The following is a 26,203-nucleotide window of genomic DNA, read 5'->3' as shown; positions in this document are numbered from 1 at the left end:
GATCCTCTCAAGTGATAAACAGGGTTTCTATTGAACCTGTCGCATGAGAATGAGAATCAGCTCATCTAAAATGATTTTTATTCTCTTGTCAGAGACTCTTTGGGGCAGGCACCAGCGTTGTCCACAAGGGGCCAACGCGCCTGATCTGTAGAGGAAGGTTCGCTGCCAGCGCGTCGAGCACCGGATTGAGTTCGGCAATGGGATAGGTGCCCGACACCTTCAGATTTCTTAAGACGGGCGCGGATCGAATCACGCCCGGGTGGTATCGACTCAACTCCTCAAGAAACGCGGGCAGTAACATGCTGCGCGCCACAATCATGCCGCGTGCCCAGGCCGCATCGGTCTCGTCGGCAGCCAGGGTCAGCAGCGCACCGTGCCGATTGAACATCAATGCCTGACCGCTCTCGACCAGGCTGCCGTGCCCGCTCTCGAACGGCTGGACTCGGACTCGACCACGATAGACACCAACACGGGTTTTGTCCGCCAACTGCCTGACCGAAAATCGCGTCCCTATCGGCGTGATCTGTCCCTGGTCGGTAGTCACGCGCACCTGCATGCCGGGCAGCTCCGCGTTGGTGGTGTCCCGATCACTACCGGTGCTTATCAGAATCTCCCCACGCAGTATCTCTATACCGAGCTCACCGGTGGTCGGTACTACCCGCACCGCCGTTTCGCTGTTCAGTGTCAGTTCGGTACCGTCAGAGAGTATTACCCTGTGACGCTCGCCCATGCCGGTACGATAATCCGCAGTCCATGCCTCCCACGGCCGCTCCTGCTGCGAGTAGATACCTCCACCCGCCAGCAGCAGGACCATTGCCATGCCTTTGAGCACGCTGCGGCGGGGCACTCCCGCATCAATCAAAGCCCGCTGCGCGGCACTGCCCACCGACCCGGTACCGACTTGCTGGAATCGGAGATTGACCCGCTCGATCTGTTGCCACGCACGCTCGTGCTCCGGGTGCTCATTACGCCACCGCGCGATTGCTATTGTGCAGGAACCAGGCTGGTCGGCGTCCTGCCAGGCGAGGAAGAGCTCGACTGCACGTTCGGCTACCGCAGGCGCAATCGGCCTGTAATCTGCTGCAGAACTAGGCGAGTCTGGCGGAGTCATCGCTCGTCATCCTCGAGAAATAGCACTGCGTGGCAGCCATCACCAGATAGCGTTTGACCGTACTGATCGATATACCCAGCAGAGCTGCGATGTCCCGTTGCTTCATCCCGTCGAGTTGCACCAACAGAAAGGCTCGCTTGGCCAAAGGAGGAAGTCCGTCAAGCATGCTGTCGATCTCGACCAGTGTTTCAATCAGAACAAGCTGCTCCTGGGGGTCCGGGGCGTAAGCTTCCGGTATTTGCGCCAGAGCATCCAGATAGGCCTGTTCGATGCGTGACCGGCGCCAATGATCAATCAAAACCCGCTTTGCCACTGTCATCAGGTAGGCACGCGGCTCAAGAGCATCGATTACCTCGTTTCGGCCGAGCAGCCGCAAAAAGGTATCCTGCAACAGATCAGAGGCCCGCTGCGAGCAGCCGATTTTCTGATAGAGCCAGCGTTGCAGCCATCTCTGGTTATCGGCATATAAATGCTCGATCTCTTCATGTGTGCTGGCTTTGGTGGAGGGCATGGCGTCACTCGATCTACAGGGTGCCGGCAAGGATGTACTCACCAGCGCCCGACAGCAGTCTCTATGACGCGAACTCTAAATGGTTTTGATTCTCATTTCAATAACTGATCAATTGTTGCCCGACAGACGATCTGCGCGAGCCTCATTACCCATCTGGGTTGCATCCGGCATGGTGGCAGAATCGCTCTCGAAGTCCGGACTGTGCACTTCGGAGTCCATCGGCATGTGGCTATAGCGCTCAATATCCTGGTTATGACTCTGCCCGCTATGTTTCGTCTCCAGCTCGCTCATCGCTCTTTTGAGCTCACATTGCCCGCTGGCGCCCCTGGCAAGAACCATCCCGCCGATGGCAAATTCGACTATCCCCATCAGCCCTCCACGGCGTATGCCCTTGCCGAGCAATAGGAGACCGCCGGCGACTGATGCGAAACGTTCAAACCCTTGTACATTCGGTGCCTGATTGACTTTTGGTGTCTGCTGCATGGTTGTTCTCCGCTTGAGTGGTTACTGTAGATGGACTCTGCGGCGCGTCGGGTGTTCCCGGTGCAGAACTGTCATTCCAGACCACCGGTCACCTATTCAGGCGACCACACGATAACAGGGCACATATTCGGCAGCGCCGGGCAGCTTCATGCGGTGCTGCGCTACGAAGGCTTCCAGTAATTTGCCGAGCGGCTCGGTAATCGATTCATCACCATGAATCTCGTAAACGCCATGCTTCTCGATCCGGCGAATCCCCTTATCCTTGACGTTGCCCGCGACGATGCCGGAGAACGCACGACGCAAGTTGGCAGCAAGCTCATGGGCGGGTAAATCGCGGCGCAACTGCAGGCTGGCCATGTTGGCATGTGTGGGGTCGAACGGCAGTTGGAATCCTTCCTCGATCTTCAGTAGCCAATTGAAGTGGTAGGCATCATTGTGCGCACGCCTGAAGTCGGTAACCTCACGCAGGCCCTGGGCCATGGCGCGGGCGACGGCCGCCGGATCATCAATAATAACCTCATAGCGTTGCTGTGCCTGGTCCCCCAGGGTAGCCCCGACAAACGCATGCAGTTGGTGCAGGTATGCCTCGGCGCTTTTTGGCCCGGTAAGAACAACCGGAAATGGCAGCGACTGGTTGTCCGGATGCAACAGAATACCCAGCAGGTAGAGAAACTCCTCTGCGGTACCCACGCCACCCGGGAAGATGATGATGCCGTGACCAACGCGCACGAAGGCTTCAAGACGCTTCTCAATGTCCGGCAGAATAACCAGCTCGTTGACGATCGGATTGGGCGCTTCGGCGGCGATGATGCCGGGTTCGGTCAACCCCAGGTAGCGACCGTTGTTGATCCGCTGTTTGGCGTGGGCAATCGCGGCGCCCTTCATGGGACCTTTCATGACACCCGGACCGCACCCGGTGCAGATATCCAGACTGCGCAGACCCAGCTCATGCCCTACCTTCTTGGTGTACTTGTATTCCTCGGTATTGATTGAGTGCCCACCCCAGCAAACGACCATTTTTGGCTCCAGACCCGGCTGCAAAGTCCGCGCATTGCGCAGCAGGTGAAAAACATAGTCGGTGATGCCCTGTGAATTGGTCAGGTCAATGCGCGGACTACCCAGCTCACTTTCGGTATAAACCACATCGCGCAGTGCGCTGAACAGCATCTCGCGGGTGCTTGCAATCATCTCGCCATCGACAAAGGCATCCGCCGGTGCGTTGATCAATTCAAGCCGAACCCCGCGCTCCTGCTGGTGAATCCTGACATCGAAATCTTCGTAGGCTTCGAGAATGGCCTTGGCATTGTCGATCTGGACGCCGGTATTGAGAATCGCTAACGCGCACTGCCGGAACAAACGGTAAGTACTACCTGAACCCGCTGCGCTCAATTGCTGAACTTCGATCTGGGAAAGGGTTTCGAGGGTGCCCTTGGGACTGACTGATACGTTAATTACGTTGCGCATTCGTGATTCCGGTCTATGAATATGTGCCCATCTTATCAGCCCGGGGAGACTGGCGTGAAAGCCCGTATCAGCTGGCTATCGAGCCTTTGAAAAGCCGGGCGTTCGCTGCAATGAAATTGATGCAGATGAAATTCAATGGAATTTTTTGAACTGGGTGTCGTCACAGTGTTGCCGTTTTGTGAATTCCGGCATGTCTTCAGGGCCAACACAGTTCCTTGCGAGCCTGACCTGATTCCTGAAGAGCAATGCCGTTTTGAGAAACGACGCTTGACAGCTCAACCGTCATATCGGTTGAACCGCAAGCACTGATCACAGTCCCATGCAGGGCTGAAGATCACTTTTAAAGCAATTGAGGAGATACATTATGACTACACATACAATGCGCAAACTGGGTATTCCACTGCTGGCCGGCGCCATGGGTCTGAGTTTCTCGGCCATCGCCGATGACCACAACATGCATGCCCAAGGCCTGTATTCGGCAGAAGACCTCCTCGGGGCCGAAGTATTCGACGCGAACGGCGATGAAGTCGGCAATGTTGAAGACATTCTGCTCGGTAATGACATGGGCCTGCACTCCATCGTAGTCCAGACCAACGAATTTCTCGGTATTGGCGAGCGTGACGTCATCGTCAACCGCGGCGATTTCACAGCCCGCGTAACCGATGACAACCCCATGTTCGGTGATGTCAGCTACAACGTGCACGTCACCTCCGCTGGCGAAGAGCTGAAGGGCTTTGAAGAGTACAGCGAAGAGTGGTGGAACAATACCCAGAAAGAGCTTAACAAGGCTTGGGAAAGCACCAAGGACACCACTGAAAGCGCTTGGGAAAATACCAAGCACGCTACCTCATCAGCCTGGAACAACACCAAGCAAGCGATGCAGCGTGAAGATGATATGGCCGGCGAAGAGTAATTTCGCCGCCTGAGCCATGGTACTGCCCCCAAGGGCAGTATTACCTGGACTCAGCAAACCGCCTGCCGGACACGTCCGCTGGCGGTTTTTTTGTGCCTGGCATTCACAGATCGCCTAGGATAGAGAAAACCGTTTTTCTGGAGGACGCATGGCTGAACATTGGGATGTCATTATTATCGGGGCTGGTACAGCAGGTCTCGCGGCACTGCGCGAAGTATCAAAAGAGACTGACAAGGTACTCATGATCAACGCCGGCGCCTACGGCACAACCTGCGCACGCGTAGGTTGCATGCCCTCTAAGGTACTGATCGAGTCGGCCAGGGCATTGCATGATTGCAACAAGCTGGCCGGGGTTGGCATTCGCGGGGGCCAGCACGTGGCCGCTGACATTCCGGCCATGCTGCAGCACGTAAGGAAGCTTCGCGATCACTTTGTCAGTGGCACCCTGGAGGCGACAGCTACCCTGGGCAAACGCAATATTCAAGGCCTGGCCCGGTTGCTTGGGCCTCAGACAGTCGAGGTAGAGGGCCAGACACACCATGCCGAGCGTATTATCCTGGCCACAGGCTCCAGCCCGGTCATGCCTGCCCCCTGGAAGGCACTCGGTGACCGGGTGCTGACTACCGACACCTTTTTCGAACAGAAAACTCTCCCTGAACGCATGGCTGTCATTGGCCTGGGGCCAATCGGGCTGGAAATGGCGCAGGCCATGGCATATCTGGGCATCGAGGTACACGCCTTTGACAAGAGCACCAGCCTGGCCGGCATAAGCGATCCAGAGGTAAGCAAGGCACTGCGTGAGGCGCTGGAAAAGGACTTCAGCATTCACACCGGCGCGGATGTTTCCTTGCACGCCGATGGCGACGGCGTGCGCGTGGATACTGGAGCGTTCAGCATTCTTGTGGACCGTGTACTGGTTGCCGTGGGCCGCAAACCGAACATCGACAGCCTCAACCTGGCGGCCCTCGGCGTACCCCTGGACGAGCGCGGCATGCCGCCATTTGACCCCGCCACAACGCAAATAGGCGAGCTGCCGGTTTATATAGCCGGAGACGTCAACCAACATGCGCCCATCCTCCACGAAGCTGCCGATGAAGGTTATATCGCAGCGCACAACGCGATGGCTGATAAGCCTACGGCGTTTCCGAGACGTACACCCATGGGAGTGGTATTTATCGAGCCGGGGGTGGCCTTTGTCGGGCAACGATTTGCAGAGCTCGATGCAGATGCACTGATCGGTGAGGCGAGCTTCGTTCGTCAGGGCCGTGCCGTGGCAGCGCAACGCAATCAGGGGCTGATGCGTATATATGCCAGGGGCAAGGACGCGGTGCTGATCGGTGCCGAGATGTGCGTGCCCGCAGCTGAACACATGGCGCACCTGCTGGGCCTGGCAATCAGCGAGGGGCTCACCGTCCATCAGGTGCTACGCATGCCCTTCTATCATCCCGTACTGGAAGAGGGCCTGCGCAGTGCGCTAAGAGCGATAGTCAAACAGGTGCCCTGTAACGACGCTGACCTGGCAAAATGTGGCGAATTCAGAATCCAGGCGCTGGACTGAGCCAGGGCTGGCCAACTTGACAGCAGTCCCTGTGTCGCCTGCTAGGCTTAGGGTTTTCAGACGTATCAACAGCGGAGAGCGTTATGCAGGCTATTGAATTGAAATCCCCGGGCGGTCTCGAACGTTTACAGGTTGTGGAGCGTGATGATCCTGGCCAACCGGGCCGTGGGGAAATCCGCGTTCGCATTCACGCCAGCTCGCTCAACTTCCACGACTACCTGGTGGTGACCGGGAAAATCCCCAACGCAGACAGACGGATCCCGATGGCAGATGGGGCCGGAGTGGTCGAATCGGTTGGCAAGGGAGTCGAAGAATTCAAGGTTGGTGACGCCGTAGTGTCTTGCTTTTTTCCCTGGTGGCAGGAAGGTGGCCCCATGGACGGCTTTGCCAGCGGCGTGCCTGGGGATGGAATGGACGGCTATGCCCGAGAGGTAGCCGTTACCCCGGCCCATTGGTTTACCGAGGCGCCCAGGGGTTATAGCCACGCAGAAGCGGCCACTCTGACCACGGCGGGCTTGACCGCCTGGCGCGCGCTGGTTGTAGATGGCGGCATCAAGGCTGGGGACACCGTACTGGTCCAGGGCACCGGCGGCGTGTCGATCTGCGCGCTGCAAATGGCTCGCGCCATGGGTGCCGAGGTCATTGCCACCTCATCTTGCGGAGCGAAGATGGACCGTCTCAAGGAAATGGGCGCCTCCCATGTACTCAACTATAAGACCGAAAAGAAATGGGGAGCGCGCGTCCGGGAGCTGACAGGTGGACGCGGCGTGGACATCGTTGTCGAGGTTGGCGGCCCAGGTTCGCTACCGCAATCGATAAAGGCCATCAAGGTGGGCGGCCATATTGCTCTGATCGGCGTGCTGACCGGCATGATTGGCGAGGTGCCCACCGCCGAACTGATGTATCGACAGGCTCGTATTCAGGGGGTAACTGTTGGCAGTCGCAGGCATCAGCTGGATATGATTCGGGCGCTGGAAAGAATCGATATGCGTCCGGTAATCGACCGCAGCTTTGCATTGGACAAGATTGCCGACGCCTTCCGCCACCAGGAAAGCGGTGCCCATTTCGGCAAGATCTGCCTGGAGTTCTGAGTGCCGCCCTAAGGTCTCGTCAGCTCGTGGGCACGGGGAAGCCCCAGGGAAATCACGGCAGCCATCGCCACAAAGGCGCTGGACACCCAAAGACAGGCCTGCAGTCCGTAGGCCTGGTACACCCAACCCGACAGGACTGTACCTATCAAACGGCCCATCGCATTGGACATGTAATAGAAGCCGACATCCAGCGAGACGCCGTCATCCTTGGCATAGCTGACGATCAGGTAGCTGTGCAAAGAGGAGTTGACCGCAAACAGCACTCCGAACACCAGCAAACCGATGACGATGACTGCCTGCGTTGACCACTGTGAATCCATGCCCAGAGCAATGGCTGCAGGCAGCCCAGCGAGCATCAGCGCCCAAAGCATGGCCGCCCGCCCATCGGGTACACGCCCATCCTTGCGGCGGGTGATCAGTGGTGCAGCCGACTGTACTATGCCGTAACCGATAATCCAGGTGGCCATAAAGCCGCCCACCAGCCAGAAACTCCAGCCAAATATGGTACTCAGATAGACAGGCAAGGCGATCACGAACCAGACATCTCGCGCGCCGAACAGAAACATACGGGCTGCAGAAAGAATGTTGATCGCCCGGGATTTGGACAACAGCTCGCGAAACTTGGGCTTGGCACTGGCCTTGCCCAGGTCTTTCTTGAGCGAGATGACGCTGAATATCCAGATGACCGCCAGCGCTCCAGCCATGATCAACATTGCGCCGCGGAACCCTGCTGTCGCTAGCAATAAACCACCCAGAAAAAAGCCAACACCCTTGAGCGCGTTCTTCGAGCCGGTCAGTATGGCTACCCACTTGTAAAGAGTGCTTTGCTGATCACCTGGCACCAGGAGCTTGATCGAGCTCTTGGCAGACATCTTGTTGAGATCCTTGGCTATGCCCGACAGTGCCTGGGCGCCCATGACCAGAGGAATACTCAGCCAGGCAGTAGGCACTGTCAGTAACAGCAGTGCAATCACCTGGATGGCCAGACCGATATTCATCGTTCGGTTGAGCCCTACCCAGGCACCCAGATAGCCGCCCACCAGATTGGTAACCACCCCGAAGATTTCGTAGAACAGAAACAGTGCTGCAATCTCCAGCGGCGTATAACCCAGGGTATGAAAATGCAGCACCACAAGCATGCGTAACGCGCCGTCGGTCAGCGTGAATGCCCAGTAGTTGCCTGTTACCAACAGGTACTGACGTACCTGCGGACTCAATGCCGCCAATGCTTTGATCACGTCTAGGCTCCTGCCTGTCAGTCGGCGCTGCCTACCATTCTGGCCAGCTCAACCGTGCGGTTGGCATAGCCCCACTCGTTGTCGTACCAGGCATAGATCTTCACCTGGGTACCATTGATCACCATGGTTGAAAGCGCATCGACAATCGAGGAACGCGGATCCGTACGGTAGTCGATCGAGACCAATGGGCGCTCCTCGTAGCCGAGGATATCCTTGAGCGGGCCAGAGGCCGCGGCCGCCTTGAACAATTCGTTTACCTCCTCCACCGTGGTCGCCTGCTCGACCTCGAAGACGCAGTCGGTCAGTGACGCATTGGCCAGAGGCACCCGTACCGCGTGGCCGTTGAGCCGCCCCTTGAGCTCGGGGAAAATCTCTGCAATCGCAGTGGCAGACCCAGTGGAAGTGGGTATCAGGCTCATGCCACAGGCACGTGCCCGGCGAAGATCCTTGTGTGGCTGGTCGAGAATGCTCTGGGTGTTGGTGATGTCATGGATAGTCGTGATCGATCCATGCCGAATTGTCAGGTTCTCGTGGATCACCTTAACGACCGGGGCCAGACAGTTGGTTGTGCAGGAAGCGGCGGTGACAATGCGGTGCTTGGCTGCCTCGAACAGATGATCATTGACACCGAGCACCACGTTCAGCGCCCCAGCCTCCTTGACTGGAGCGCTGACCACTACTCTCTTGACCCCCTGTTCCAGGTAGGCCTGTAGCACAGCGACAGTTTTCATCTTGCCACTGGCTTCAATAACCAGATCACAACCTGACCAGTCGGTGTCGGCAATAGCCTTGTTGGCCGTTAGCTTGAGACGCTGCCCATCAATCAGCAGATCATTACCTTCGCTGCTGGCTTCATGCAGCCAGCGCCCGTGGACCGAATCAAAGTTGAGCAGATGTGCATGTGTCGCCGCGTCGCCAGCAGGATCGTTTATCTGCACAAACTCCAGCTCGGGCCAATCCCACGCCGCACGCAACGCCAGACGCCCGATGCGGCCGAAACCATTGATGCCTACCTTGATGCTCATGTTTGCTCCTCCGGGTGTAACGGATCTGGTTTATTTCAGCAGCCGCGAATACCACATACATCCGCCCTGCCAGGCCGGCCCGCCATCTTCGCGAGACGGCGGCTGTCACTCTCAAGCCACTGCTGGTTGGCCTGCATGACTGGAGTCAGCATGGCCAACACCCATTCGGGTAAGTCGGAATGAAGGCGGTAGTACACCCACTGGCCACGCCGCTCATCCTCGAGAACACCACAGGTGCGCAGCTGAGCGAGGTGTCGTGAAATTTTGGGTTGGCTCTCATTCAGGGCTGAAGTGAGTTCACACACACATAACTCCCCTTCACGGGCGATCAACAACGTCATGCGTGCACGGGTATCATCAGCCAGGCATTTGAATAACGCTGTGGGCGTGAGCTCCTCGCCGGCATCTGACGTTGCCACTGTGTTCCCCATACTCTTTACCTACCTGCATATGCGTTTATCCGAATATATGGGAAAACGAATATAAGGTAAAGCCCCGTTCAGGTCTTTTCGGCGCGCGCAATTTTCCAATAACGTCCCCAACGTTTGCACAACGCCGCTGGCGACTCGGCATATAAACGTAGACCTAGTCTGAACGCGCTATGTTGCAACTCATCGCGTCGTTTGCCGGCAATTTCAAGCAACTCCTCGCGCTGCTGCGCGGAACCAAACAGCGTTGGCTCCTTGTCCAGCATGGTCTGCAACATCGAGAGGTCATGATCCTGCCCCAGCAGGTCAGCGAGATCCTTGAGCATGGCCGTACGGGCATCGAGAGCTGCCGGCCAGGCGGACTTCAGCAGCCGGGTGTGATACCAGTGATCTTTCACTCGCTTGCGCCAGTCATGCAGCCGGTCATCGGAAACCGAATCGCACGCCGCTTCCAGGGCTCTGCGACCATCCGCCGTGGTGCGCTTCAACCCATCTGAGACCAATGCAAATGTCTCACCCTTCGCTGGCCAGGCCGCAACCGCATCCTCTGCCTTTGCCAGATCCTCGATTACTTCATTCAGAATCTGATGCGACTCCTCTACCGTCTGACCACCATCCTGGCCGCGAACAACCAGGCGCTGGCGCACATCGCGCTTTTCCTGCGAGGCAAAGCGCTCCGGTTCAGCATCGGCAAGAATGTCCCAGATTTCAATCAGGGCGCCAGCATCACGCATGCTAGACAGCTTGCGATTAATGTTACGAAAACGCCGATTCTCCTCCTTGAACGTCTCTCCAAGCGGCTTGCGTACAAGTCGGATCAGGGCTCGTACCTCCTTGAGTCGCTTGCGAGCCTGATGTATGCCGCGAGCGCGATCTTGCGGTGGCAACATTAACGCCTTCCGCGCCTTATGCAGCCTTTCCAACGCCACGCGTCGCACCTGTTTAGTCGCTGATTTACGGGGCTTGATTCGATAGGCCATCGATAACACCTGAGAGTCTGATCACTGGTGGCGCGAAGTGAGCGCCGCATATTGATACCTGGAATATAGCTCATGGGACTATTCCCGTGAGGAAGACCCAACTTTCTGATTCATGCTGAATTACTTTCAGCAAATGCGGTCTTTAGCTGTAGCAGAGCAACAGCGGTGTTCGTTTCCAAGCGCTGATCCAGCCCTGTGTTGACGTGCCGATTGCCAGTCGCCACCCCCAGAGGATAGAACGATGGCCAAGATCACAATGCAATTACCCAGCTTTGAGGAAATGCAAACCATGGCGCAACAACAACCCGAAGCGCTGGAGAACTTGCGCAAAACCTTGACCGAGGAGCTGATCAACAACGCATCCCCCGCGAGCAGACGAAGGTTACGGGGGCTGGCATTTGTTATCGAGGGCGAGCGGCTCAGAGCTCGCAACCCCCTCCAGGCTTGTATGAGACTTTCGCAATTGATGCTCGATTCGACTGTTGAGCTACAGGCAACTCTGACGTCCCTGCAGAGTCCCGGTTTCGTCCTCGACAATACCCCCTCAGCTAGGGTGATTCCTTTTGTCAGGCATCGCTCAGGCGCCTGAACCAGCGAACCCCTGCCCTTGCCGAAGCTTGCCGTATCCTGGACGGGTGATCAGCACCAGATTGACGGTGGTTGGATATATCTGACCAGTGGCTTTGAGCAACTGAATCTTGTCCGCATGCTGTACTGCCGGCAGATAGAAATAATCCTGTCCTTCCACCAAATGCTGGCGACCGGCCTTGAAGAGCCTGAAGGCCGTGCCTTTGGTAAAACCGTTCAGGTAATCAATCTGGCAGAAACTCAAGGTTTCGGTGGCGGCATGCAAAATAGGCTCGTCGCGGGACATGACACTCTCAGCGGTAGCATGGAAGGGATTGTGGCCTGGAGCGCTTTCGGGTGACAGCTGATTGCGGTAACCTCCTGCCCTTCAATCACAGGAGCACAAACCCATGCCCAAAGCCAGCGCACGTCACATTCTCGTGGCTACAGAAGACAAGTGCAACGAACTCAAGAGCGCCATTGAAGGCGGAGCCGATTTCGCACAGGTTGCAAAAGATAACTCCTCTTGCCCATCAGGTCGTCAGGGCGGTGACCTGGGTACCTTCGGACCAGGCCAGATGGTCAAGGAGTTCGATACAGTGGTGTTCAGCGCACCCATCAATGTTGTGCAAGGTCCGGTGAAAACCCAGTTCGGGTATCACCTGCTGGAAGTGACCAGCCGTCAGGATTGATCCTGCTGCCCGGCCGTTGCAGGCCGGGCACATTTCCGGCTCTAGCGCTCGCTCGCAAACACCTGAGTCCAGTAGATAGAACTCTGCGGCCGGCTTTCGAATGCAGCGCCCATGTCCGTAAACTCGGGGTTCATGATGTTCGCGCAGTGCCCCGGGCTGTGCAGCCAGGCCTCAACTACCTGTTTTGGCGAGCTTTGGCCCACTGCAACGTTTTCACCCAATTTACGCCATTCGTAGTTCACCGCATCCACCCGCGCTTGTACCTGCTCTCCGGTAGGCCCAGCGTGACTGAGTACGGCACCCTCCGCCATGTAGCCACTGTGCTCATGTGCGGCCCGCGCGAGGCGAGCATCCCAGGTCAGTGGGTTCGCCGCAGCAAAGGTCTGGTCGCCACAGGTGCGCGGCTCCCGACGCGCAAGATTGACCTCAGCCAACACCTCCTGCCCAACGTCCATCCAGTCGCGATCCATGAATTCTCTGGAAATCAATGGGCTGGCAAGCACTATCTGCCACTCGTTACCAGAGCGAGACACACCGATTTCGGCATATTGACCACTGCGCAATACCTTACAGAAACGGCTCTGAATCATGGTCATCGCCTGTCGGGCATCAGCAGGACCTGACAACTGAACTAACTGAGCGGCCGAAGCCTGGTAGCCCGATTCTTGCAGAGCAACCTGCCAATCAGCCGAGGACAGATCGGCCTGAGCCAGTGCCGAGTTGGGTGCCAACGGACCGGTACCGGCCATCTCTTGCCCTGCGCACTGGGCCGCAGAATCGCGATATTCGTTGATCAGATTGACCAGCTCGGTGTTTTGCTCGGCTGCCACGCCAGACGTCCAGAACAGGCCCGCACTTGCGAGCAGGCTGACTGCCAGACGCGAAATCGGAGACATGGCATCAGCGCGAGGAGCTGATGATTGCTGTTTGCAGTGGGAGTGAAGCATGTGGAAACCTCGTAAGCCATTCGCCAGATTGCGGGCTTTTCAGACCGCGTCAGCAAAATAGGTTTTTTGAACGAATTCATCACAGTGACAGCATTTACACCGCCACAGTTCCATCTGCCCAACTTGATACAGCACCAGAGTCCGACTGTGACCGTACGTGACAGAGGATTAAAAGCGGAACGATGGCCACAAAAAAGCCGGTAGGGAAACTACCGGCTTTGATCAGCAACTTACTACTATCAGACCCGAGTTACGCGTTATCCACGCCCTTCTTGATCTTTTCCTTGGCTTCACCCTTCACACCCTGGGCCTTGCCTTTGGTTTCCTGGAGATCGCCTTCAGCTTTAAGGTCCTCGTTGTCAGTTGCTTCACCAACGCCCTGCTTACCTTTGCCGATAGCTTCGTTGGCTTTACCTTTCAACTTGTCTTCTTTATCGCTCATGGTATACCTCACATATAAATTGGCTTACACCCAATCGACCAGGAGGGGGCGGAATTAGTTCCAACGAATCGGGAAAATGTGCGGGAAACAGGTATACTCGCGCGCCCTTATATCCACTTTTTTTCTATCACGGATTGCGCCATGACTGAGCACCTGCCACTCGAACAAACGGTTGCCAAAAATACCGATTCGATCGAGACCCACGCCAAGACTGAGGTCCCGGCTTTCAAGTTTCCCTTCGCCCCGGCCAACTTTGCGCCAAAGCAGGCTCCAGCTCAGCCCTGGCACCAGAAAGGCAGCAACGCCCGCCATGAAAAGAAAATCGGCATGGCGCCCAAGGGGACCCGCAGGTCCATGGGTAAACGCTGAAGCGTGGGTGCGGCCCAGTTATTTGACCAACAAGACCGGTATCGGCGTCTCATGCACAACCTGGCTGGCCACGGAGCCCAACACCAGGTTGCCGAGACTACCCATGCCCCGGGTACCCATCACAATCATGGTGCAGCCGAGCTTGCGGGCAGCGTCAACCAGCTCACTGACGACCTCACCCATTATTTCATGGGTCTGAACGGCCAGATTCGCGGCGCGCAATTTGTCGGCCACCTTCGCGTTTACCTCCGCCGCGTGATCTAGCGCACCCGCATTCAGCTGGTCCAGCATGGTCGGCGATACGTAGTTGCCGAAGAGTTTTGGTTCTGTCTGGACATTGACCACATGTACGGTAACGTCACCAAGTGTCGCTGAAAAATCGACCAGATACTCAGCTGCGCGCATTGCGCTTTCCGAGCCGTCAAAGGGTAGCAATATCGTATGCATTTGCGCTTACTCCAGATTGTCCATTTTGATGATTACACTCTGATCATTGTGGCAGACCGGACGTGATGCCGCTTGATGCACATCAAGCTCGCCGTGAACCGAGCGATAGTTATCCTTGCGCAGTACTGCAGCCAACCGAGCGACCCCTGGCAGACAAATTTTACCGGCTACATGGCAGCCGGATGAAAACACGCCCCGAGCATACAGTGTGGGCGATGCGCTCGGATCAGTTAGTTGCCTGTCTCTGTCTACAGCCGATGGCTCATGGACAATGGCTCACGAGCCTGTTCGTGGACCCCCGCATGCGCCGCCAGGGGCTGGCAGGTCACCTGCTTGAAAATGCCTGTGCTTCAGTCACTGGACCCATCTGGCTGTTTTGCCAACCCGGGCTTGAACAGCTGTACCGCAGCCACGGCTTTGCTCACTGTCCCAGCCTTCCCGAATCCCTCGCAAGCAAACTTAAGCGCTACCAGAGAAGCAAAGACCTAGTACCCATGTGGCTGGATAACTGACAAGTCTGGGGTACGCACCAGCATAATCACCTGGGCTGGAAAGCGGCACTACTTTAGGGCGAACCCCAGCCCGCCAAAACTGGTAGAGTGCTGAATTATTCTCAAAATATTAACCTAAACACATGATTTATATAATAAAGATAAAACCTGGCAAGCAAAATGCTATGTGTCCCATGCCAACGCATTTTGAACCACTACAGCAATCATAAAACATGGGGTACACGAAAATGATGAAAAAACTGACAGCCGCCATCGCCACTGCGAGCACACTCGGCTTTGCCAATATGGCCCATGCGGAAACCTTCGAGACTGCCATTGGTGAGATCGATGCCAGCATGACCGCCACTCTGGCCTCTGATTACATCTGGCGCGGCCAGTCACAGACCAACGGTGCCGGCGCGGTTCAGGCGAGCTTGGACTTTGCCCACGAAAGCGGCGTATTCCTTGGTGCCTGGGGCTCTAACGTCGCTGATGAAGATTTCGGCGGAGCCAGCATCGAGCTGGACTACTATGTCGGATACGGTGGCGCCATCACCGAAGACATCAGCTACGCGGTTTCCTGGAACACTTACACTTTTCCCCAGGGTATTGATGCGGTTGACGAATGGATCGCTCACGTAGACGCCTACGGCTTCAGTGGCGGCGTCAAGTACGCCTATGAGCCCCAAAGCGCGCTCTACACTTACATCGGCTATGGCTTTGAATTGCCCTACGATATCGGCCTGGGTCTGCATTATGGTCGCACCGACACGAAGGATCCGATCGGCGCCAGCAGCGATGAAGATTATGCTGACTGGGCTGTGACTCTGGGCAAGACAATGCTAGGTATCGATTGGGCATTGATGTACAGCGACACCAACCTTGGCAACGAGTGCACAGCAATATACGTTGATAGCGATTCTTGCGACTCCAACGTTACTCTGTCTGCTTCAAAGAGCTTCTGATTTAGTACGGCGCCCATTGGGCGCCGTGTTTGCTTCTCAGCTTTTAACCGGAATCGTGGCAAACACGGCTCCGGTTTTTTTAGGCTCTGGTTTTCTTCAGGCCTCGGCAGCCCGTCGACGGATGCCCAGATCAACCTTCATGCATATTGCCGAGATTAAGAGAAAGCCGGCATGCTGCCGGTCAAGCCCGCGGCAGTGTGACGCCGCGCTGCCCCTGATACTTGCCACCCCGGTCACGGTAAGACACTTCACAGGGCTCGTCAGACTCGAAAAACAGCATCTGTGCTACGCCTTCATTGGCGTAAATCTTGGCAGGCAGCGTGGTGGTGTTGGAAAACTCCAGCGTCACATGGCCTTCCCATTCTGGTTCCAGGGGTGTGACGTTGACGATGATGCCACAGCGCGCATAGGTGCTCTTGCCCAGACAAATAGTCAGTACATTCCGCGGAATGCGGAAGTATTCGACAGTACGTGCCAGCGCAAAGGAGTTGGGCGGAATGATGCAGACATCACTGGTGATGTCGACAAAACTCTTCTCGTCGAAATGCTTGGGATCAACGGTGGCCGAGTGGATGTTGGTGAACACCTTGAACTCGTTGGAGCAGCGCACATCGTAGCCGTAGCTGGAAACCCCATAGGATATGACTCGATTACCCTCGTCGCCACGCACCTGACGCTCGACGTAGGGCTCGATCATTCCCTGTTCCTGGGACATGCGACGTATCCAACGGTCAGACTTGATGCTCATGATGTGCCCTGCGATGTGCCGAAAAGAGACCGCATGTTACCGGGTATTGCCAGCGGGAAAAAGCCCCGCCGGCACCTGCAGACATGCCTGGGGAAACTCACTCATCACTGATGCTGATGTCGGGCATAGCACCACCCGTCCTGGCGCGCTCAGCGATGCGCGCGCCGACGTGACGGGCCATGTCCTGATAGAGCATGCTGATCTGACACTCGGGCTCGGCAACAACCGTAGGCGCACCGGCATCGGTCTGCTCCCGAATCATCATGGACAGTGGCATGGAGGCCAGCAGGTCAACACCGTAATCGTTGGCCAGCCGCTCACCTCCGCCCTCACCGAACAAGTGCTCTGCATGCCCACAATTGGAGCAGATGTGGATTGCCATATTTTCCACAATCCCCAGTACCGGGATATTGACCTTGGCAAACATTTCAATGCCCTTCTTCGCATCAAGAAGAGCCAGATCCTGAGGGGTGGTGACAATCACCGCACCAGTAACCGGCACTTTCTGCGCCAGGGTGAGCTGGATATCACCCGTACCCGGGGGCATATCCACTACCAGATAATCCAAATCATCCCAGGCTGTTTGCGTCAACAACTGCATCAGTGCCCCCGAGACCATAGGTCCACGCCAGACCATGGGGGTTTTGTCATCCACCAGAAATGCCATGGACATTACCTGCACGCCATGGGCTCGCGGCGGCACAAAGAATTTCTGGTCCTTGACCTCTGGCCGTGTGCCCTCGGGCAGACCTAACATCAGCCCCATACTGGGGCCGTATATATCTGCATCCAGGATACCCACCCTGGCCCCCTCTCGGGCCAGCGCCAGCGCCAGATTGACCGCAGTGGTAGATTTACCCACACCTCCTTTCCCGGAGGCTACAGCGACGATGTTCCTGACATTCTCCAGAGCAGCTATGGAGCCTTGAGCAGGGGCTGTCTGAATTTCACAGCGCACACTGATACGTGCGGAGCTGACGCCCTCAAGATTTTCCACAGCCACCTGGAGCATCTGCTCGATACCGCTCCTGATGCCCGCAGCTGCATAGCCAAGGACGAACTCGGCTTGAACTTCAGAGCCGATAATATCGAGACTGCGCAGGCAGCCTGCATTGATCAGATCCGTCTGGAGGTAAGGGTCCTGATACTGGGCCAGGGCTTTTTCTACAGCGGAGCGCGATATGTCAGTCATAATCCATCCGGAGACATGAATAAGTGTGTGTATCCTACTGGCGGACCGCGAAGCATGAAAGACCATGCACAGGACAAACAGACATAAAAAAAGCGACAGACTCTGAGTCTGTCGCCTTCTCTATGCTAGCCTAGCGGCCAACGGAAGGGCATCGTCCCCGGTGGGGCGCCCGGATTTCAAACCCGGTGAGATGCGCAAGGCGCGTCTGGTAGGTTCGACTCCTATTCCCTTCCGCCAATCAGGCCCGTAAAGCGCGGATATAACGCCTTACATTTCGGCTGCTTCGGTCTCCATTTCGGCTTCCTCAGCCATGTCGGAGCCGTCCTGGTCTGCGGAATCGTCGGCTGCGCCGGCGTCTTCCTCATCAACCAGGTCGATCAGCACGTTCATCAGGCGAGTACCGCGCTCACCTACCATTTCGGCGAAGGTGTCACGCACCGGCAGGCTCAACTCGCGGAAGGCTTCACGCTCCTCGGGAGTGAGATACACCAGCTCGATATCGCTGTTCTCGGTGATGATTTCCAGACGCTCCTCGTTCAGACGGGTCTGAACATCGTGAATGTAAGGAATGAGTTCGACAACGGTCTCGTCAACCGCTTCCTTGTGCTCTTCAGCAAGCCCTTCGTACCAGTCCTGATTGGCCATGAAAGTCGCGATGAACTGCGCTTGATTTGCGAAGATCAAGTAATCCTGAACCTGGTAGAAGTCCATTTCCTGGTGGGCAAATACCGGCTGAATGTTGCCATCAAGCTGACCTAACTGCATGCCGCTGAACAACTCGCCATATTCCATGGTAGTCGGGTCGGCGCCATAGGCGCTGTAGGTTTCGCGCAGCAGGCGGTTATCCATGGTACGGATTGCCATGCCGTCGAAGTCCTCAGGTGTGCGAACCGCCTTGTTGGCGCTCCATACCTGCCAGCCCTCGGGCACAATGGCCAACGGATGCAGATCACGCTCATTGAAAGCGGCAACCAGATCAGGGTGCTGGCGGAAGGCGGGATCATTGAGGATTTCCGTGTTCTTCATTTCATCGTCAGTAAGAACAAAGTTGAGACTGAAGAGTTGCGACTCGGGAACCGTGCCACCCAGGAAGCCAGATCCGAATGCGAGTTCGATTGCACCTGCCTGCACCTGGTCGTAGATATCAGTCAAGCCGCCGAGCTGCCCGTAGGGAAACAGCTGCACTTCAACTTCGCCGTCCGTCTTTTCGTTAATCAACTCGGCAAATTTGGCGCCGTATTCATACTGAACGCTGCCTTCAATTTCTTCCAGACCAATGCGCCAGGTCTGCACCGTGGTTTCAGCAGGCTCGGGGGCCGCTGATGTTTCTGGTGCGGTGGTCTCGGGTTCGTCGCCGCCGCACGCAGCCAGCGCTAACGCAGCCATACCTATAAATCCATTACGCAATTTCATGGAACGCTCCTTCTGAATTGTTCTGGTTAACCACCAAACCATAACACATGCCCGGCGCTTGTCCATTTTGTGCAAAGACAATCCAGATGCGCTATGTTGAAAAAAGGAACATTCACCGTGCCAGAGCGATCCACCTGACTGCACGCAACGAAAACGACCCGAGGTCACAGCAAACCCGGGTAATGCCGGTATCCGATACAGCCCTTGAGGTGCAGCGGATTTCTGGCCCAGCAAAGGACAAACCCATGCCCGGGAGCGCTGACCCCTCAGCCGCTGGAACGTTCAAGCGCGCTGCTAAAAAGGTTTTTTCCGTACTAGACCGGTTAGCCGAATATATCGAGGAAGGCATCCTCGGCTTCACCATACTCTTTGTCGCCGGCATGTTGATTGTCCATGTCATTGGGCGGCAGCTTTTCAGCACGGGGGTGACCGGCCAGGTCGAGCTGACTCAGATGAGCATGGTCATCATCACCTTTGCCGGCCTGGGCTACGGGGTACGCAAGGCCCGGCACATCTGCATGTCGGCACTCTATGATCAGTTGAACGGTTTACCCCGCAAGGCAGCGCTGGTCACTATCAGTATCCTGACCGGCGCATTGATGTTCTATTTCTGCTGGCACGCCTGGAGCTACGTCGAGGCAATCCAGTCGCGCGGCCGCACCTCCTCAGCGCTGCAGATCCCTCTCTGGATTCCCTACATGGTTGCCCCCATAGGTTTTGCACTGGCAGGCATTCAGTATTGGCTGACCGCCGTGCGCAATCTGATTTCCAAGGATATCTACCGCTCCTTCAATGAAAAGGAACGCTACGAGGAGGTTGACGTTGAGCACATCTGAACAGGGGATCTGCGCATGCTGACCTTCATCATTATCACGATGATCGTACTGCTGCTGTTGGGCTTTCCGATGATGGTCCCGCTGCTCACCGCCAGCCTGATGTTATTGTTCCTGGTACTCGACATGAGCAATGTCGGGCTGCTGATGGGCCAGATGATCAGCGGTGTGCAGTCCTGGGCACTGGCGGCAGTGCCGCTGTTCATCTTTGCTGCAGATCTGATGACACGTGGCCATACGGCCAATCGCCTGCTGGATCTGGTGCAAACCTTCGTGGGCCACTTGCGCGGCGGCCTACCCATAACTACTGCAGCAGGTTGCACCCTGTTCGGGGCAGTCTCCGGCTCCACTCAGGCCACTGTAGTGGCGATGGGCGGCCCGATGCGCCCCAAATTGCTGCAAAAGGGTTACTCCGACGCCTTCAGCATCGCATTGATCATCAATGCCAGCGATATTGCTCTACTGATTCCGCCGAGCATCGGCATGATTATCTACGGGGTGGTTTCCGGCGCATCTATCGGCGATCTGTTTATTGCCGGGATCTTGCCCGGCTTTCTGATTCTGTTGATGTTTTCCATCTACTGCTGGATCGGATCCATCCGCATGGGCATCGAGCCTGAAGAACGGGCGGACTGGAAAACGCGCTGGGAGGCGCTGAAAAAGGCGCTGCTACCGCTCGGCTTCCCCGTGGTAGTGGTTGGTGGTATCTACGGAGGCTTGTTCAGCCCTACCGAGGCCGCGGCCATTGCCGTGCTCTATGCACTGGTTCTTGAGGTGGTAGTGCTGCGATCAGTCAAGGTGCGTGAGCTTTGGGATATTGCGTTGTCTACCGGACTTATCACCGGGGTGGTATTTATTCTGGTTGCTGCGGGTAATGCATTTACCTACACGATTTCCTTTGCCGGTATTCCCCAGGCCATTCTAGGGCCGGTGATTGAGACGATCGGCGATAGCCAGACCCTGGTTCTGGCCCTCATTGCTATTTCGTTTTTCGTGGGCTGCATGTTTGTTGACCCAATCGTTGTCATATTGATTCTTACACCTCTGTTCAAGCCTGCGGTAGAAGTCGCAGGTCTGGACCCCATCCACGTCGGCGTTATTGTCACCCTGCAGGCCGCAATCGGATCGGCAACACCACCCTTTGGCTGTGACATCTTTACCGCAATGGCAGTATTTCGCAGACCCTATTTCGATGTCATCAAGGGCACGCCACCCTTTATTCTGATCCTGCTCCTGGCGACAGTGCTGCTGATCATGTTCCCCTCCATATCCCTCTGGCTACCCTCTCTGGCAGGCTGACGCGGTGGCGACCGGTTTTAATCGGTCGCTCCTGCCGTGTAGGCGGTTTGTACCGGAAAAATGGCAGAATAAGCATTCATTCAAGAGCGCAATTGGCCGATAACCCTTACACGGAGTAGTCCTTGAGACCTTATACTCCCCAAAGGCTGCCGGCACAGGCAGCCATATAACAATAATGCTTGCATAACTGCGCAGAGGAACACATGAACAGTACAGCTGCCTCGAGCAAGGAGCACACGAACTGTGCCGCCCCAGCCTCCCCCCCGATACCCCCCGCGGTCCCATTAGTGGCCCTGATGATTTGCCAAGTGTTCTTTATCGCCACACTACTGTCACAGACCTCCGGCCTGTTATTCGGGCTGAGTCTGGTGCTGGCCCCCGTGGCCCTGCTTCTGGCATGGCAGACGCGGGGCGCCATGTCCGATAACAGCCCGGTGCTTCAACGTTTGCAATCAATCAATGGCGAAACGCTCGATCTGTCTGCCCGCGACCCTGCAAGCACCGGCTCCCACACTGGCTTGAATCAGGTCGATGAGCTTGCCGGGCGGTTGCGCGACATGATGATCAACTTCCAGCAACAGTGTCTGCGCATAGCCTTCACTTCTGCACAAAGCCGCCTGCTGGCTGACCAGGCTGCAACGGACGCAAAGAAACAACAGGACTTGTCCGAACTGGTCTTTCAAGCTTCGGAACAAACCACCAGCGCACTGCAGGACGTTTCCAGCCGCGCATCGGACATCACCCGCATGAACAGCAGCAACCTGGACGTGGCACGCGAGTCCAGCGAACAGCTCGGGACAGCTCGGGATCAGATGCTGCAGATCAGCCAGTCCATGTCCGGCTTCAAAGACAACATCACCGCCCTGGACAATACCTCCGGCCAGATACGACAGATTCTCAAGACCGTGCAGGATTTTTCCGCCCAGACCAATATGCTGGCCCTGAATGCCGCTATCGAAGCCGCCCGTGCCGGCGAGCAGGGCCGGGGCTTTGCCGTGGTGGCTGATGAGGTACGCAACCTGTCGATAAAGGTGGGCAGTGCCGCGGATCAGATTGGACAGCTAATGGAACAGATGTTGACTGCGATGTCTGGTGCCGACAAGCAGACCCAAAGTATGCAGGAACAGTCTGACAATGCTGGCAATGCCGTCAGCACCGCGGCCGAGCAGTTCGAGAAAATGGTGTGCGATTTCCAGAAAGCCAATGACGACCTTCTGATGGTCAGCAGCGCGCTTGAACAACTGACGGTGACCAACAGCGAAACCCACGAGCATGGCAGTGCTATTCGCGATCTCAGCCTGACCATCAGCCGGCGTATGGCTGATAGCCTGGCCCAGACCGATACCCAGCGGGAAAATACCAATCAGATTCTGCAGGAGCTGTGCCGTTTCCATCTCGGACAGGGCAACCTTGAGGCGGCCACTGACAAGCTGATGGGACGCCGTCACATCATCGAGAGCGAACTGGAAGACCTGCAGAATAAAGGAGTGAATGTATTTGACCGGCATTACACGCCAATTTCCGGTACCAATCCGCCCAAACACGACGTGAGCTGGGCGGATGCCTACCGCAAGCGCGTGCAACCACTGCTGGATGAATGGGACTCACAGGGACAGGACGGTGTTATCTACATGGTACCTGTAGATGATCATGGCTATCTGGGCGCCAGCCGGACTGTAACCTCCCAGGCGCCGACTGGCGACCCCAGGGTAGATGCCGCCAAGAGCATGCACAAACGCTTCGTGGTAGCCAAGGGCTGGGAGCTGGACAACCTCAACAGCTGCAAACGCATCGGCATGGGCAGCTTCGTCCTGCCCGGCAGTACTACCATCGTATTCGTGCTCTATGTTCCGCTGGTGGTCGGTGGCCGGCGCTGGGGCACACTGAGCGCAGGTATCCTGCCCCAGGCGTTGGGCGTCTGAAGAAGGCCTCGCCGCCTGCGCGTCAGCGTAGGCGGTTTTCCAAAAACTCGAGCACCGCACTGGCAGCCTGACCAATCATCACGGACTGATCATTCCCGCTTTTTTTCAGCGGCTGGAAATCATGGTCTGCCGTATCAAGCCAATGCAGCGCTACTGTCGGAGCAAGCGCGTAACCTGACACTTGCGGGGGCTTGCCAAACGGGTCACGCGTACCCTGAACAATCAGTGCCGGCGTGACTAGCGTCAACAGATGATCCACACGTGTTTTCTCGGGCTTGCCGGGTGGATGGAAAGGATAACCGAAACACACCAGACCGGCCGCACCCAGCTCATCAGCGAGCATACTCGCGACCCGTCCCCCCATGGACTTGCCGCCAATCAGCAGCGGCCCTGTATGGCCCGCCTGAAACTCCCTCCACTGCTCGCGAAAGCTCTCGAGCAACCGCGGCATGGGGTTAGGCGGAGAACGCTTGCCTGAGAGTCGCCGGGAGTGCATGTAGGGGAATTCGAAGCGCGCCACATCCACGCCACAGCTATTGAGCGCCATGACCATCTGTTGCATGAAGGCACTGTCCATTGGCGCGCCCGCTCCGTGGGCCAACAGCAGTGTGGCGCGACGTGAACTGCGAGTTGAGGTATTGATAATCAGATGACTCATGTCAGAAACACTGCATGGCTGTGCGACAAGATGCCACGGTCTCTTTGGGGGTATTTACTTCACATATCATCATATGGCCACTAAGCTTCAACTAGCCCTCTCCCCGTCTGCCGTACCGGGATGGATGGAAAGGGGCCGACCATACAACTATATATCCGCGTCGGTTACCAGTCTTGCGCAATGCAGCCAGATGTAGAGCTTGGGAATTCATCGTTATAGCAATCCGACACAGAGTCTGTAATGGCCGGCCAGAGCGGTCCCAACCTGTCGTAACCTTGACCTGTGTCATTGCAATGATAAGAGCCTTTGCTCATACTTGCCGCCGCTTCAGAACCCATAAACCCATTGCTATCCGTGGAATCTCGCATGAGCACAGCTACCACTTCGACAGCCTATAACTACAAGGTAGTACGCCAGTTCGCCGTCATGACGGTTGTCTGGGGTATTGTTGGTATGGCCTTAGGTGTCCTACTTGCCGCCCAGCTAGTCTGGCCAGCCCTCAACTTTGATTTGCCCTGGACGAGCTTCGGCCGACTGAGGCCGCTGCACACCAATGCGGTGATTTTCGCATTTGGTGGCTGCGCGCTGATGGGCACCTCGCTTTATATTGTCCAGCGCACCTCGCAGGCCAGATTGATGTCTGACGCCTTGGGCGCTTTTGTGTTCTGGGGTTGGCAGGCAGTCATCGTACTTGCAGCAATTACGCTGCCCTTGGGCTTCACATCGACCAAGGAATACGCAGAGCTCGAGTGGCCGATCGACATTCTGATTGCCATTGTGTGGGTCTCCTACGCACTGCTGTTCTTCGGAACAGTCATGAAGCGCAAGATGAAGCACATCTACGTAGGCAACTGGTTCTTCGGCGCCTTCATCATTACTGTAGCTGTGTTGCACATCGTCAACAGCATGGCCATGCCGGTCAGCCTGTTCAAATCCTACTCTATGTACTCGGGTGCGACGGATGCGATGATCCAGTGGTGGTACGGGCACAACGCAGTGGGCTTCTACCTGACTGCGGGCTTCCTGGGCATGATGTATTACTTCGTACCCAAGCAGGCCAACCGTCCGATCTACTCCTACCGCCTGTCGATTGTGCATTTCTGGGCATTGATCGCGATCTATATCTGGGCCGGTCCTCACCACCTGCATTACACCGCGCTGCCTGACTGGGCGCAGTCCCTGGGCATGGTGATGTCCCTGATCCTGCTGGCTCCCAGCTGGGGCGGCATGATCAACGGCATGATGACCCTCTCCGGTGCCTGGCACAAACTGCGTACCGATCCGATCCTGCGCTTCCTGGTTGTCTCCCTGGCGTTCTACGGCATGTCCACCTTTGAAGGCCCGATGATGGCCATCAAGACAGTGAACGCATTGTCGCACTACACGGATTGGACTATTGGCCACGTGCACGCCGGTGCTCTGGGCTGGGTTGCGATGATTTCCATCGGCGCCATGTACCACATGATACCCAAGGTCTTTGGCCGCGATGAAATGCACAGTGTTGGACTCATCAACGTGCACTTCTGGCTCGCTACCGTAGGTACCGTGCTGTACATCGTCTCCATGTGGGTTAACGGCATCACCCAAGGCTTGATGTGGCGCGCAGTCAACGTCGACGGCACCCTGACGTACAGCTTTGTCGAAGCACTGGAAGCCAGCCACCCGGGCTACATTGTCCGCATGATCGGCGGCCTATTCTTCCTGACCGGCATGTTGCTGATGGCATATAACGTCTGGCGCACCATTCGCGCACACCAGCCGGCTGAAGCACAAGCCGCTGCGCAAATGGTCTGAGGAGCATATCGATGAAGCATGAATTAGTAGAAAAGAACCTGGGGCTGCTGGTTGTGCTGATCGTGATTGCGATCAGCTTCGGTGGTCTGACTCAGATCGTTCCACTGTTTTTCCAGCAGGAGACGACACAGCCAATTGAAGGTCTGCGGCCCTATACCGCGCTGGAGCTGGAAGGTCGTGACATTTACATTCGCGAAGGCTGTGTAGGTTGCCACTCGCAGATGGTCCGCCCCTTCCGCTCGGAAACCGAACGCTACGGCCACTATTCGGTAGCTGGTGAAAGCGTCTGGGAACATCCCTTTCTTTGGGGTTCCAAGCGTACTGGTCCAGATCTGGCCCGTGTCGGTCAGCGCTACTCTGACGACTGGCACCGCGCTCACCTGATCAACCCGCGTGATGTAGTTCCGGAATCAAAGATGCCGGCCTACCCGTGGCTACAGGAGAACGTCCTGGATGGTGATGACACAGCTGCCAAGTTGCGTGCCATGCAACGCCTGGGTGTTCCTTACACTGACGAGGATATTGCCGGCGCTGCCGAGATGGTGCGTGGCGTGCCTGAGATGGACGCGCTGATTGCCTACTTGCAGCACTTGGGCACCGTTCTCTCGGATCGTCGGTAACT

30 protein-coding genes and 1 tRNA gene are annotated in these 26,203 nt (G+C 56.6%); 14 read left to right on the top strand and 17 right to left on the bottom strand.

The window, feature by feature from the left end; all coding sequences use genetic code 11:
• Window positions 1-88: 88 nt before the first annotated feature.
• From IEV54_RS02905 to ppnN, 4 genes are all read right to left on the bottom strand, one after another.
• A complete protein-coding gene (locus IEV54_RS02905) occupies window positions 89-1,111 on the bottom strand; it encodes a FecR domain-containing protein (protein ID WP_150277322.1) in 1,023 nt (340 codons plus the stop codon).
• Entirely contained in the window at window positions 1,089-1,622 is a 534-nt protein-coding gene (locus tag IEV54_RS02900) for a sigma-70 family RNA polymerase sigma factor (protein ID WP_150277323.1), read from the bottom strand. The genes IEV54_RS02905 and IEV54_RS02900 overlap by 23 nt, the downstream gene beginning before the upstream one ends.
• A gap of 108 nt (window positions 1,623-1,730) precedes the next feature.
• Window positions 1,731-2,105: a YgaP-like transmembrane domain gene (locus tag IEV54_RS02895; RefSeq protein ID WP_150277324.1), complete on the bottom strand. Its 375-nt coding sequence runs from the start codon at window positions 2,103-2,105 to the stop codon at window positions 1,731-1,733.
• A gap of 96 nt (window positions 2,106-2,201) precedes the next feature.
• Window positions 2,202-3,569, bottom strand: coding sequence for a nucleotide 5'-monophosphate nucleosidase PpnN (ppnN, locus tag IEV54_RS02890; RefSeq protein WP_150277325.1), 1,368 nt, complete (start codon window positions 3,567-3,569; stop codon window positions 2,202-2,204).
• 364 nt (window positions 3,570-3,933) lie between these two features.
• On the opposite strand from ppnN, the gene IEV54_RS02885 reads away from it, so the two are divergent.
• The 3 genes from IEV54_RS02885 to IEV54_RS02875 all read left to right on the top strand — a co-directional run bounded on the left by IEV54_RS02885 (window position 3,934) and on the right by IEV54_RS02875 (window position 7,131).
• A complete protein-coding gene (locus IEV54_RS02885; RefSeq protein ID WP_150277326.1) occupies window positions 3,934-4,482 on the top strand; it encodes a PRC-barrel domain-containing protein in 549 nt (182 codons plus the stop codon).
• Window positions 4,483-4,630: 148 nt separating this feature from the next.
• Window positions 4,631-6,040: a dihydrolipoyl dehydrogenase gene (locus tag IEV54_RS02880; protein ID WP_150277327.1), complete on the top strand. Its 1,410-nt coding sequence runs from the start codon at window positions 4,631-4,633 to the stop codon at window positions 6,038-6,040.
• 83 nt (window positions 6,041-6,123) lie between these two features.
• Entirely contained in the window at window positions 6,124-7,131 is a 1,008-nt protein-coding gene (locus IEV54_RS02875; protein WP_150277328.1) for a zinc-dependent alcohol dehydrogenase family protein, read from the top strand.
• Between the two features lie 8 nt (window positions 7,132-7,139).
• On the opposite strand, the gene arsJ is transcribed toward IEV54_RS02875, so the two are convergent.
• The 4 genes from arsJ to IEV54_RS02855 all read right to left on the bottom strand — a co-directional run bounded on the left by arsJ (window position 7,140) and on the right by IEV54_RS02855 (window position 10,712).
• On the bottom strand, window positions 7,140-8,366 hold the full coding sequence (gene arsJ, locus IEV54_RS02870; protein WP_150277493.1) for an organoarsenical effux MFS transporter ArsJ: 1,227 nt from the start codon (window positions 8,364-8,366) through the stop codon (window positions 7,140-7,142).
• Window positions 8,367-8,386: 20 nt separating this feature from the next.
• Entirely contained in the window at window positions 8,387-9,394 is a 1,008-nt protein-coding gene (locus IEV54_RS02865) for an ArsJ-associated glyceraldehyde-3-phosphate dehydrogenase (RefSeq protein ID WP_150277329.1), read from the bottom strand.
• Between the two features lie 35 nt (window positions 9,395-9,429).
• A complete protein-coding gene (locus IEV54_RS02860) occupies window positions 9,430-9,825 on the bottom strand; it encodes a metalloregulator ArsR/SmtB family transcription factor (RefSeq protein ID WP_150277330.1) in 396 nt (131 codons plus the stop codon).
• Window positions 9,826-9,893: 68 nt separating this feature from the next.
• Window positions 9,894-10,712, bottom strand: coding sequence for a CHAD domain-containing protein (locus IEV54_RS02855; protein WP_188434302.1), 819 nt, complete (start codon window positions 10,710-10,712; stop codon window positions 9,894-9,896).
• A gap of 331 nt (window positions 10,713-11,043) precedes the next feature.
• Here IEV54_RS02855 and IEV54_RS02850 point away from each other — a divergent pair, with 331 nt between their 5' ends.
• A complete protein-coding gene (locus IEV54_RS02850; RefSeq protein WP_150277332.1) occupies window positions 11,044-11,391 on the top strand; it encodes a DUF3135 domain-containing protein in 348 nt (115 codons plus the stop codon).
• Here the strand turns inward: IEV54_RS02850 and IEV54_RS02845 are convergent.
• Window positions 11,380-11,676 (bottom strand): hypothetical protein, encoded by a 297-nt coding sequence (locus tag IEV54_RS02845; protein ID WP_150277333.1) that lies wholly within the window; start codon window positions 11,674-11,676, stop codon window positions 11,380-11,382. The two genes, IEV54_RS02850 and IEV54_RS02845, sit on opposite strands and share 12 nt — an antisense overlap.
• A 103-nt stretch (window positions 11,677-11,779) precedes the next feature.
• Between IEV54_RS02845 and IEV54_RS02840 the strand changes: the two genes are divergently transcribed.
• A complete protein-coding gene (locus tag IEV54_RS02840; protein WP_150277334.1) occupies window positions 11,780-12,061 on the top strand; it encodes a peptidylprolyl isomerase in 282 nt (93 codons plus the stop codon).
• A gap of 41 nt (window positions 12,062-12,102) precedes the next feature.
• Here IEV54_RS02840 and IEV54_RS02835 read toward each other — a convergent pair whose 3' ends face one another.
• Together IEV54_RS02835 and IEV54_RS02830 are read right to left on the bottom strand one after the other, a co-directional pair.
• Window positions 12,103-12,957 carry a CAP domain-containing protein gene (locus IEV54_RS02835; protein WP_188434301.1) on the bottom strand — a complete coding sequence of 285 codons (855 nt, stop codon included), beginning with the start codon at window positions 12,955-12,957 and terminating at the stop codon, window positions 12,103-12,105.
• Window positions 12,958-13,258: 301 nt separating this feature from the next.
• Window positions 13,259-13,450, bottom strand: a complete 192-nt coding sequence (locus tag IEV54_RS02830) for a CsbD family protein (protein WP_150277336.1) — start codon at window positions 13,448-13,450, stop codon at window positions 13,259-13,261.
• Between the two features lie 141 nt (window positions 13,451-13,591).
• Here IEV54_RS02830 and IEV54_RS02825 point away from each other — a divergent pair, with 141 nt between their 5' ends.
• On the top strand, window positions 13,592-13,819 hold the full coding sequence (locus IEV54_RS02825; protein WP_150277337.1) for a hypothetical protein: 228 nt from the start codon (window positions 13,592-13,594) through the stop codon (window positions 13,817-13,819).
• Between the two features lie 18 nt (window positions 13,820-13,837).
• On the opposite strand, the gene IEV54_RS02820 is transcribed toward IEV54_RS02825, so the two are convergent.
• Window positions 13,838-14,266, bottom strand: coding sequence for a universal stress protein (locus IEV54_RS02820; protein ID WP_150277338.1), 429 nt, complete (start codon window positions 14,264-14,266; stop codon window positions 13,838-13,840).
• A 6-nt stretch (window positions 14,267-14,272) separates the two neighbouring features.
• Window positions 14,273-14,401: a hypothetical protein gene (locus IEV54_RS17425; protein ID WP_263363760.1), complete on the bottom strand. Its 129-nt coding sequence runs from the start codon at window positions 14,399-14,401 to the stop codon at window positions 14,273-14,275.
• On the opposite strand from IEV54_RS17425, the gene IEV54_RS02815 reads away from it, so the two are divergent.
• Window positions 14,392-14,778, top strand: coding sequence for a GNAT family N-acetyltransferase (locus tag IEV54_RS02815; RefSeq protein ID WP_268235127.1), 387 nt, complete (start codon window positions 14,392-14,394; stop codon window positions 14,776-14,778). The two genes, IEV54_RS17425 and IEV54_RS02815, sit on opposite strands and share 10 nt — an antisense overlap.
• 212 nt (window positions 14,779-14,990) lie before the next feature.
• Window positions 14,991-15,722, top strand: coding sequence for a TorF family putative porin (locus IEV54_RS02810; protein WP_150277339.1), 732 nt, complete (start codon window positions 14,991-14,993; stop codon window positions 15,720-15,722).
• A 181-nt stretch (window positions 15,723-15,903) separates the two neighbouring features.
• On the opposite strand, the gene dcd is transcribed toward IEV54_RS02810, so the two are convergent.
• Window positions 15,904-16,470 carry a dCTP deaminase gene (gene dcd, locus IEV54_RS02805; RefSeq protein WP_150277340.1) on the bottom strand — a complete coding sequence of 189 codons (567 nt, stop codon included), beginning with the start codon at window positions 16,468-16,470 and terminating at the stop codon, window positions 15,904-15,906.
• Between the two features lie 97 nt (window positions 16,471-16,567).
• A complete protein-coding gene (apbC, locus tag IEV54_RS02800; RefSeq protein ID WP_150277341.1) occupies window positions 16,568-17,662 on the bottom strand; it encodes an iron-sulfur cluster carrier protein ApbC in 1,095 nt (364 codons plus the stop codon).
• A 142-nt stretch (window positions 17,663-17,804) separates the two neighbouring features.
• Here apbC and IEV54_RS02795 point away from each other — a divergent pair.
• Window positions 17,805-17,899, top strand: a tRNA-Sec gene (locus IEV54_RS02795).
• A 30-nt stretch (window positions 17,900-17,929) separates the two neighbouring features.
• Here IEV54_RS02795 and dctP read toward each other — a convergent pair.
• Window positions 17,930-19,075 carry a TRAP transporter substrate-binding protein DctP gene (gene dctP, locus IEV54_RS02790; protein ID WP_223825421.1) on the bottom strand — a complete coding sequence of 382 codons (1,146 nt, stop codon included), beginning with the start codon at window positions 19,073-19,075 and terminating at the stop codon, window positions 17,930-17,932.
• Window positions 19,076-19,161: 86 nt separating this feature from the next.
• On the opposite strand from dctP, the gene IEV54_RS02785 reads away from it, so the two are divergent.
• From IEV54_RS02785 to IEV54_RS02775, 3 genes are all read left to right on the top strand, one after another.
• Window positions 19,162-19,911, top strand: a complete 750-nt coding sequence (locus IEV54_RS02785) for a TRAP transporter small permease (protein WP_223825422.1) — start codon at window positions 19,162-19,164, stop codon at window positions 19,909-19,911.
• Between the two features lie 15 nt (window positions 19,912-19,926).
• A complete protein-coding gene (locus tag IEV54_RS02780) occupies window positions 19,927-21,207 on the top strand; it encodes a TRAP transporter large permease (RefSeq protein ID WP_150277342.1) in 1,281 nt (426 codons plus the stop codon).
• A gap of 296 nt (window positions 21,208-21,503) precedes the next feature.
• The gene (locus tag IEV54_RS02775) at window positions 21,504-23,129 is read left to right on the top strand and encodes a methyl-accepting chemotaxis protein (protein WP_188434300.1); all 1,626 of its coding nucleotides are present in this window, start codon (window positions 21,504-21,506) and stop codon (window positions 23,127-23,129) included.
• Between the two features lie 22 nt (window positions 23,130-23,151).
• Here the strand turns inward: IEV54_RS02775 and IEV54_RS02770 are convergent, their stop codons facing one another.
• Window positions 23,152-23,787: an alpha/beta family hydrolase gene (locus tag IEV54_RS02770; protein ID WP_150277344.1), complete on the bottom strand. Its 636-nt coding sequence runs from the start codon at window positions 23,785-23,787 to the stop codon at window positions 23,152-23,154.
• Window positions 23,788-24,153: 366 nt separating this feature from the next.
• Here IEV54_RS02770 and ccoN point away from each other — a divergent pair, with 366 nt between their 5' ends.
• Window positions 24,154-25,581 (top strand): cytochrome-c oxidase, cbb3-type subunit I, encoded by a 1,428-nt coding sequence (gene ccoN / locus IEV54_RS02765; RefSeq protein ID WP_150277345.1) that lies wholly within the window; start codon window positions 24,154-24,156, stop codon window positions 25,579-25,581.
• A gap of 11 nt (window positions 25,582-25,592) precedes the next feature.
• Window positions 25,593-26,201, top strand: coding sequence for a cytochrome-c oxidase, cbb3-type subunit II (gene ccoO, locus IEV54_RS02760; RefSeq protein ID WP_150277346.1), 609 nt, complete (start codon window positions 25,593-25,595; stop codon window positions 26,199-26,201).
• Window positions 26,202-26,203 lie beyond the last annotated feature (2 nt).

Origin of the sequence: Halopseudomonas salina (assembly GCF_014637955.1) — a bacterium.
GTDB classification, from domain to species: Bacteria; Pseudomonadota; Gammaproteobacteria; order Pseudomonadales; family Pseudomonadaceae; genus Halopseudomonas; species Halopseudomonas salina.
The sequence above is the reverse complement of the archived record's forward strand: the minus strand, read 5'-3'. Positions and strand labels throughout refer to the sequence as shown.

Bases quoted from the DNA above. Each gene is read 5' to 3' on its own strand.
- IEV54_RS02905 (WP_150277322.1), bottom strand. From the start codon at position 1,111: ATGACTCCGCCAGACTCGCCTAGTTCTGCAGCAGATTACAGGCCGATT.
- IEV54_RS02900 (WP_150277323.1), bottom strand. From the start codon at position 1,622: ATGCCCTCCACCAAAGCCAGCACACATGAAGAGATCGAGCATTTATAT.
- IEV54_RS02895 (WP_150277324.1), bottom strand. From the start codon at position 2,105: ATGCAGCAGACACCAAAAGTCAATCAGGCACCGAATGTACAAGGGTTT.
- ppnN (WP_150277325.1), bottom strand. From the start codon at position 3,569: ATGCGCAACGTAATTAACGTATCAGTCAGTCCCAAGGGCACCCTCGAA.
- IEV54_RS02885 (WP_150277326.1), top strand. From the start codon at position 3,934: ATGACTACACATACAATGCGCAAACTGGGTATTCCACTGCTGGCCGGC.
- IEV54_RS02880 (WP_150277327.1), top strand. From the start codon at position 4,631: ATGGCTGAACATTGGGATGTCATTATTATCGGGGCTGGTACAGCAGGT.
- IEV54_RS02875 (WP_150277328.1), top strand. From the start codon at position 6,124: ATGCAGGCTATTGAATTGAAATCCCCGGGCGGTCTCGAACGTTTACAG.
- IEV54_RS02865 (WP_150277329.1), bottom strand. From the start codon at position 9,394: ATGAGCATCAAGGTAGGCATCAATGGTTTCGGCCGCATCGGGCGTCTG.
- IEV54_RS02860 (WP_150277330.1), bottom strand. From the start codon at position 9,825: ATGGGGAACACAGTGGCAACGTCAGATGCCGGCGAGGAGCTCACGCCC.
- IEV54_RS02855 (WP_188434302.1), bottom strand. From the start codon at position 10,712: ATGTTGCCACCGCAAGATCGCGCTCGCGGCATACATCAGGCTCGCAAG.
- IEV54_RS02850 (WP_150277332.1), top strand. From the start codon at position 11,044: ATGGCCAAGATCACAATGCAATTACCCAGCTTTGAGGAAATGCAAACC.
- IEV54_RS02845 (WP_150277333.1), bottom strand. From the start codon at position 11,676: ATGTCCCGCGACGAGCCTATTTTGCATGCCGCCACCGAAACCTTGAGT.
- IEV54_RS02840 (WP_150277334.1), top strand. From the start codon at position 11,780: ATGCCCAAAGCCAGCGCACGTCACATTCTCGTGGCTACAGAAGACAAG.
- IEV54_RS02835 (WP_188434301.1), bottom strand. From the start codon at position 12,957: ATGTCTCCGATTTCGCGTCTGGCAGTCAGCCTGCTCGCAAGTGCGGGC.
- IEV54_RS02830 (WP_150277336.1), bottom strand. From the start codon at position 13,450: ATGAGCGATAAAGAAGACAAGTTGAAAGGTAAAGCCAACGAAGCTATC.
- IEV54_RS02825 (WP_150277337.1), top strand. From the start codon at position 13,592: ATGACTGAGCACCTGCCACTCGAACAAACGGTTGCCAAAAATACCGAT.
- IEV54_RS02820 (WP_150277338.1), bottom strand. From the start codon at position 14,266: ATGCATACGATATTGCTACCCTTTGACGGCTCGGAAAGCGCAATGCGC.
- IEV54_RS02810 (WP_150277339.1), top strand. From the start codon at position 14,991: ATGGGGTACACGAAAATGATGAAAAAACTGACAGCCGCCATCGCCACT.
- dcd (WP_150277340.1), bottom strand. From the start codon at position 16,470: ATGAGCATCAAGTCTGACCGTTGGATACGTCGCATGTCCCAGGAACAG.
- apbC (WP_150277341.1), bottom strand. From the start codon at position 17,662: ATGACTGACATATCGCGCTCCGCTGTAGAAAAAGCCCTGGCCCAGTAT.
- dctP (WP_223825421.1), bottom strand. From the start codon at position 19,075: ATGAAATTGCGTAATGGATTTATAGGTATGGCTGCGTTAGCGCTGGCT.
- IEV54_RS02785 (WP_223825422.1), top strand. From the start codon at position 19,162: ATGCGCTATGTTGAAAAAAGGAACATTCACCGTGCCAGAGCGATCCAC.
- IEV54_RS02780 (WP_150277342.1), top strand. From the start codon at position 19,927: ATGCTGACCTTCATCATTATCACGATGATCGTACTGCTGCTGTTGGGC.
- IEV54_RS02775 (WP_188434300.1), top strand. From the start codon at position 21,504: ATGATTTGCCAAGTGTTCTTTATCGCCACACTACTGTCACAGACCTCC.
- IEV54_RS02770 (WP_150277344.1), bottom strand. From the start codon at position 23,787: ATGAGTCATCTGATTATCAATACCTCAACTCGCAGTTCACGTCGCGCC.
- ccoN (WP_150277345.1), top strand. From the start codon at position 24,154: ATGAGCACAGCTACCACTTCGACAGCCTATAACTACAAGGTAGTACGC.
- ccoO (WP_150277346.1), top strand. From the start codon at position 25,593: ATGAAGCATGAATTAGTAGAAAAGAACCTGGGGCTGCTGGTTGTGCTG.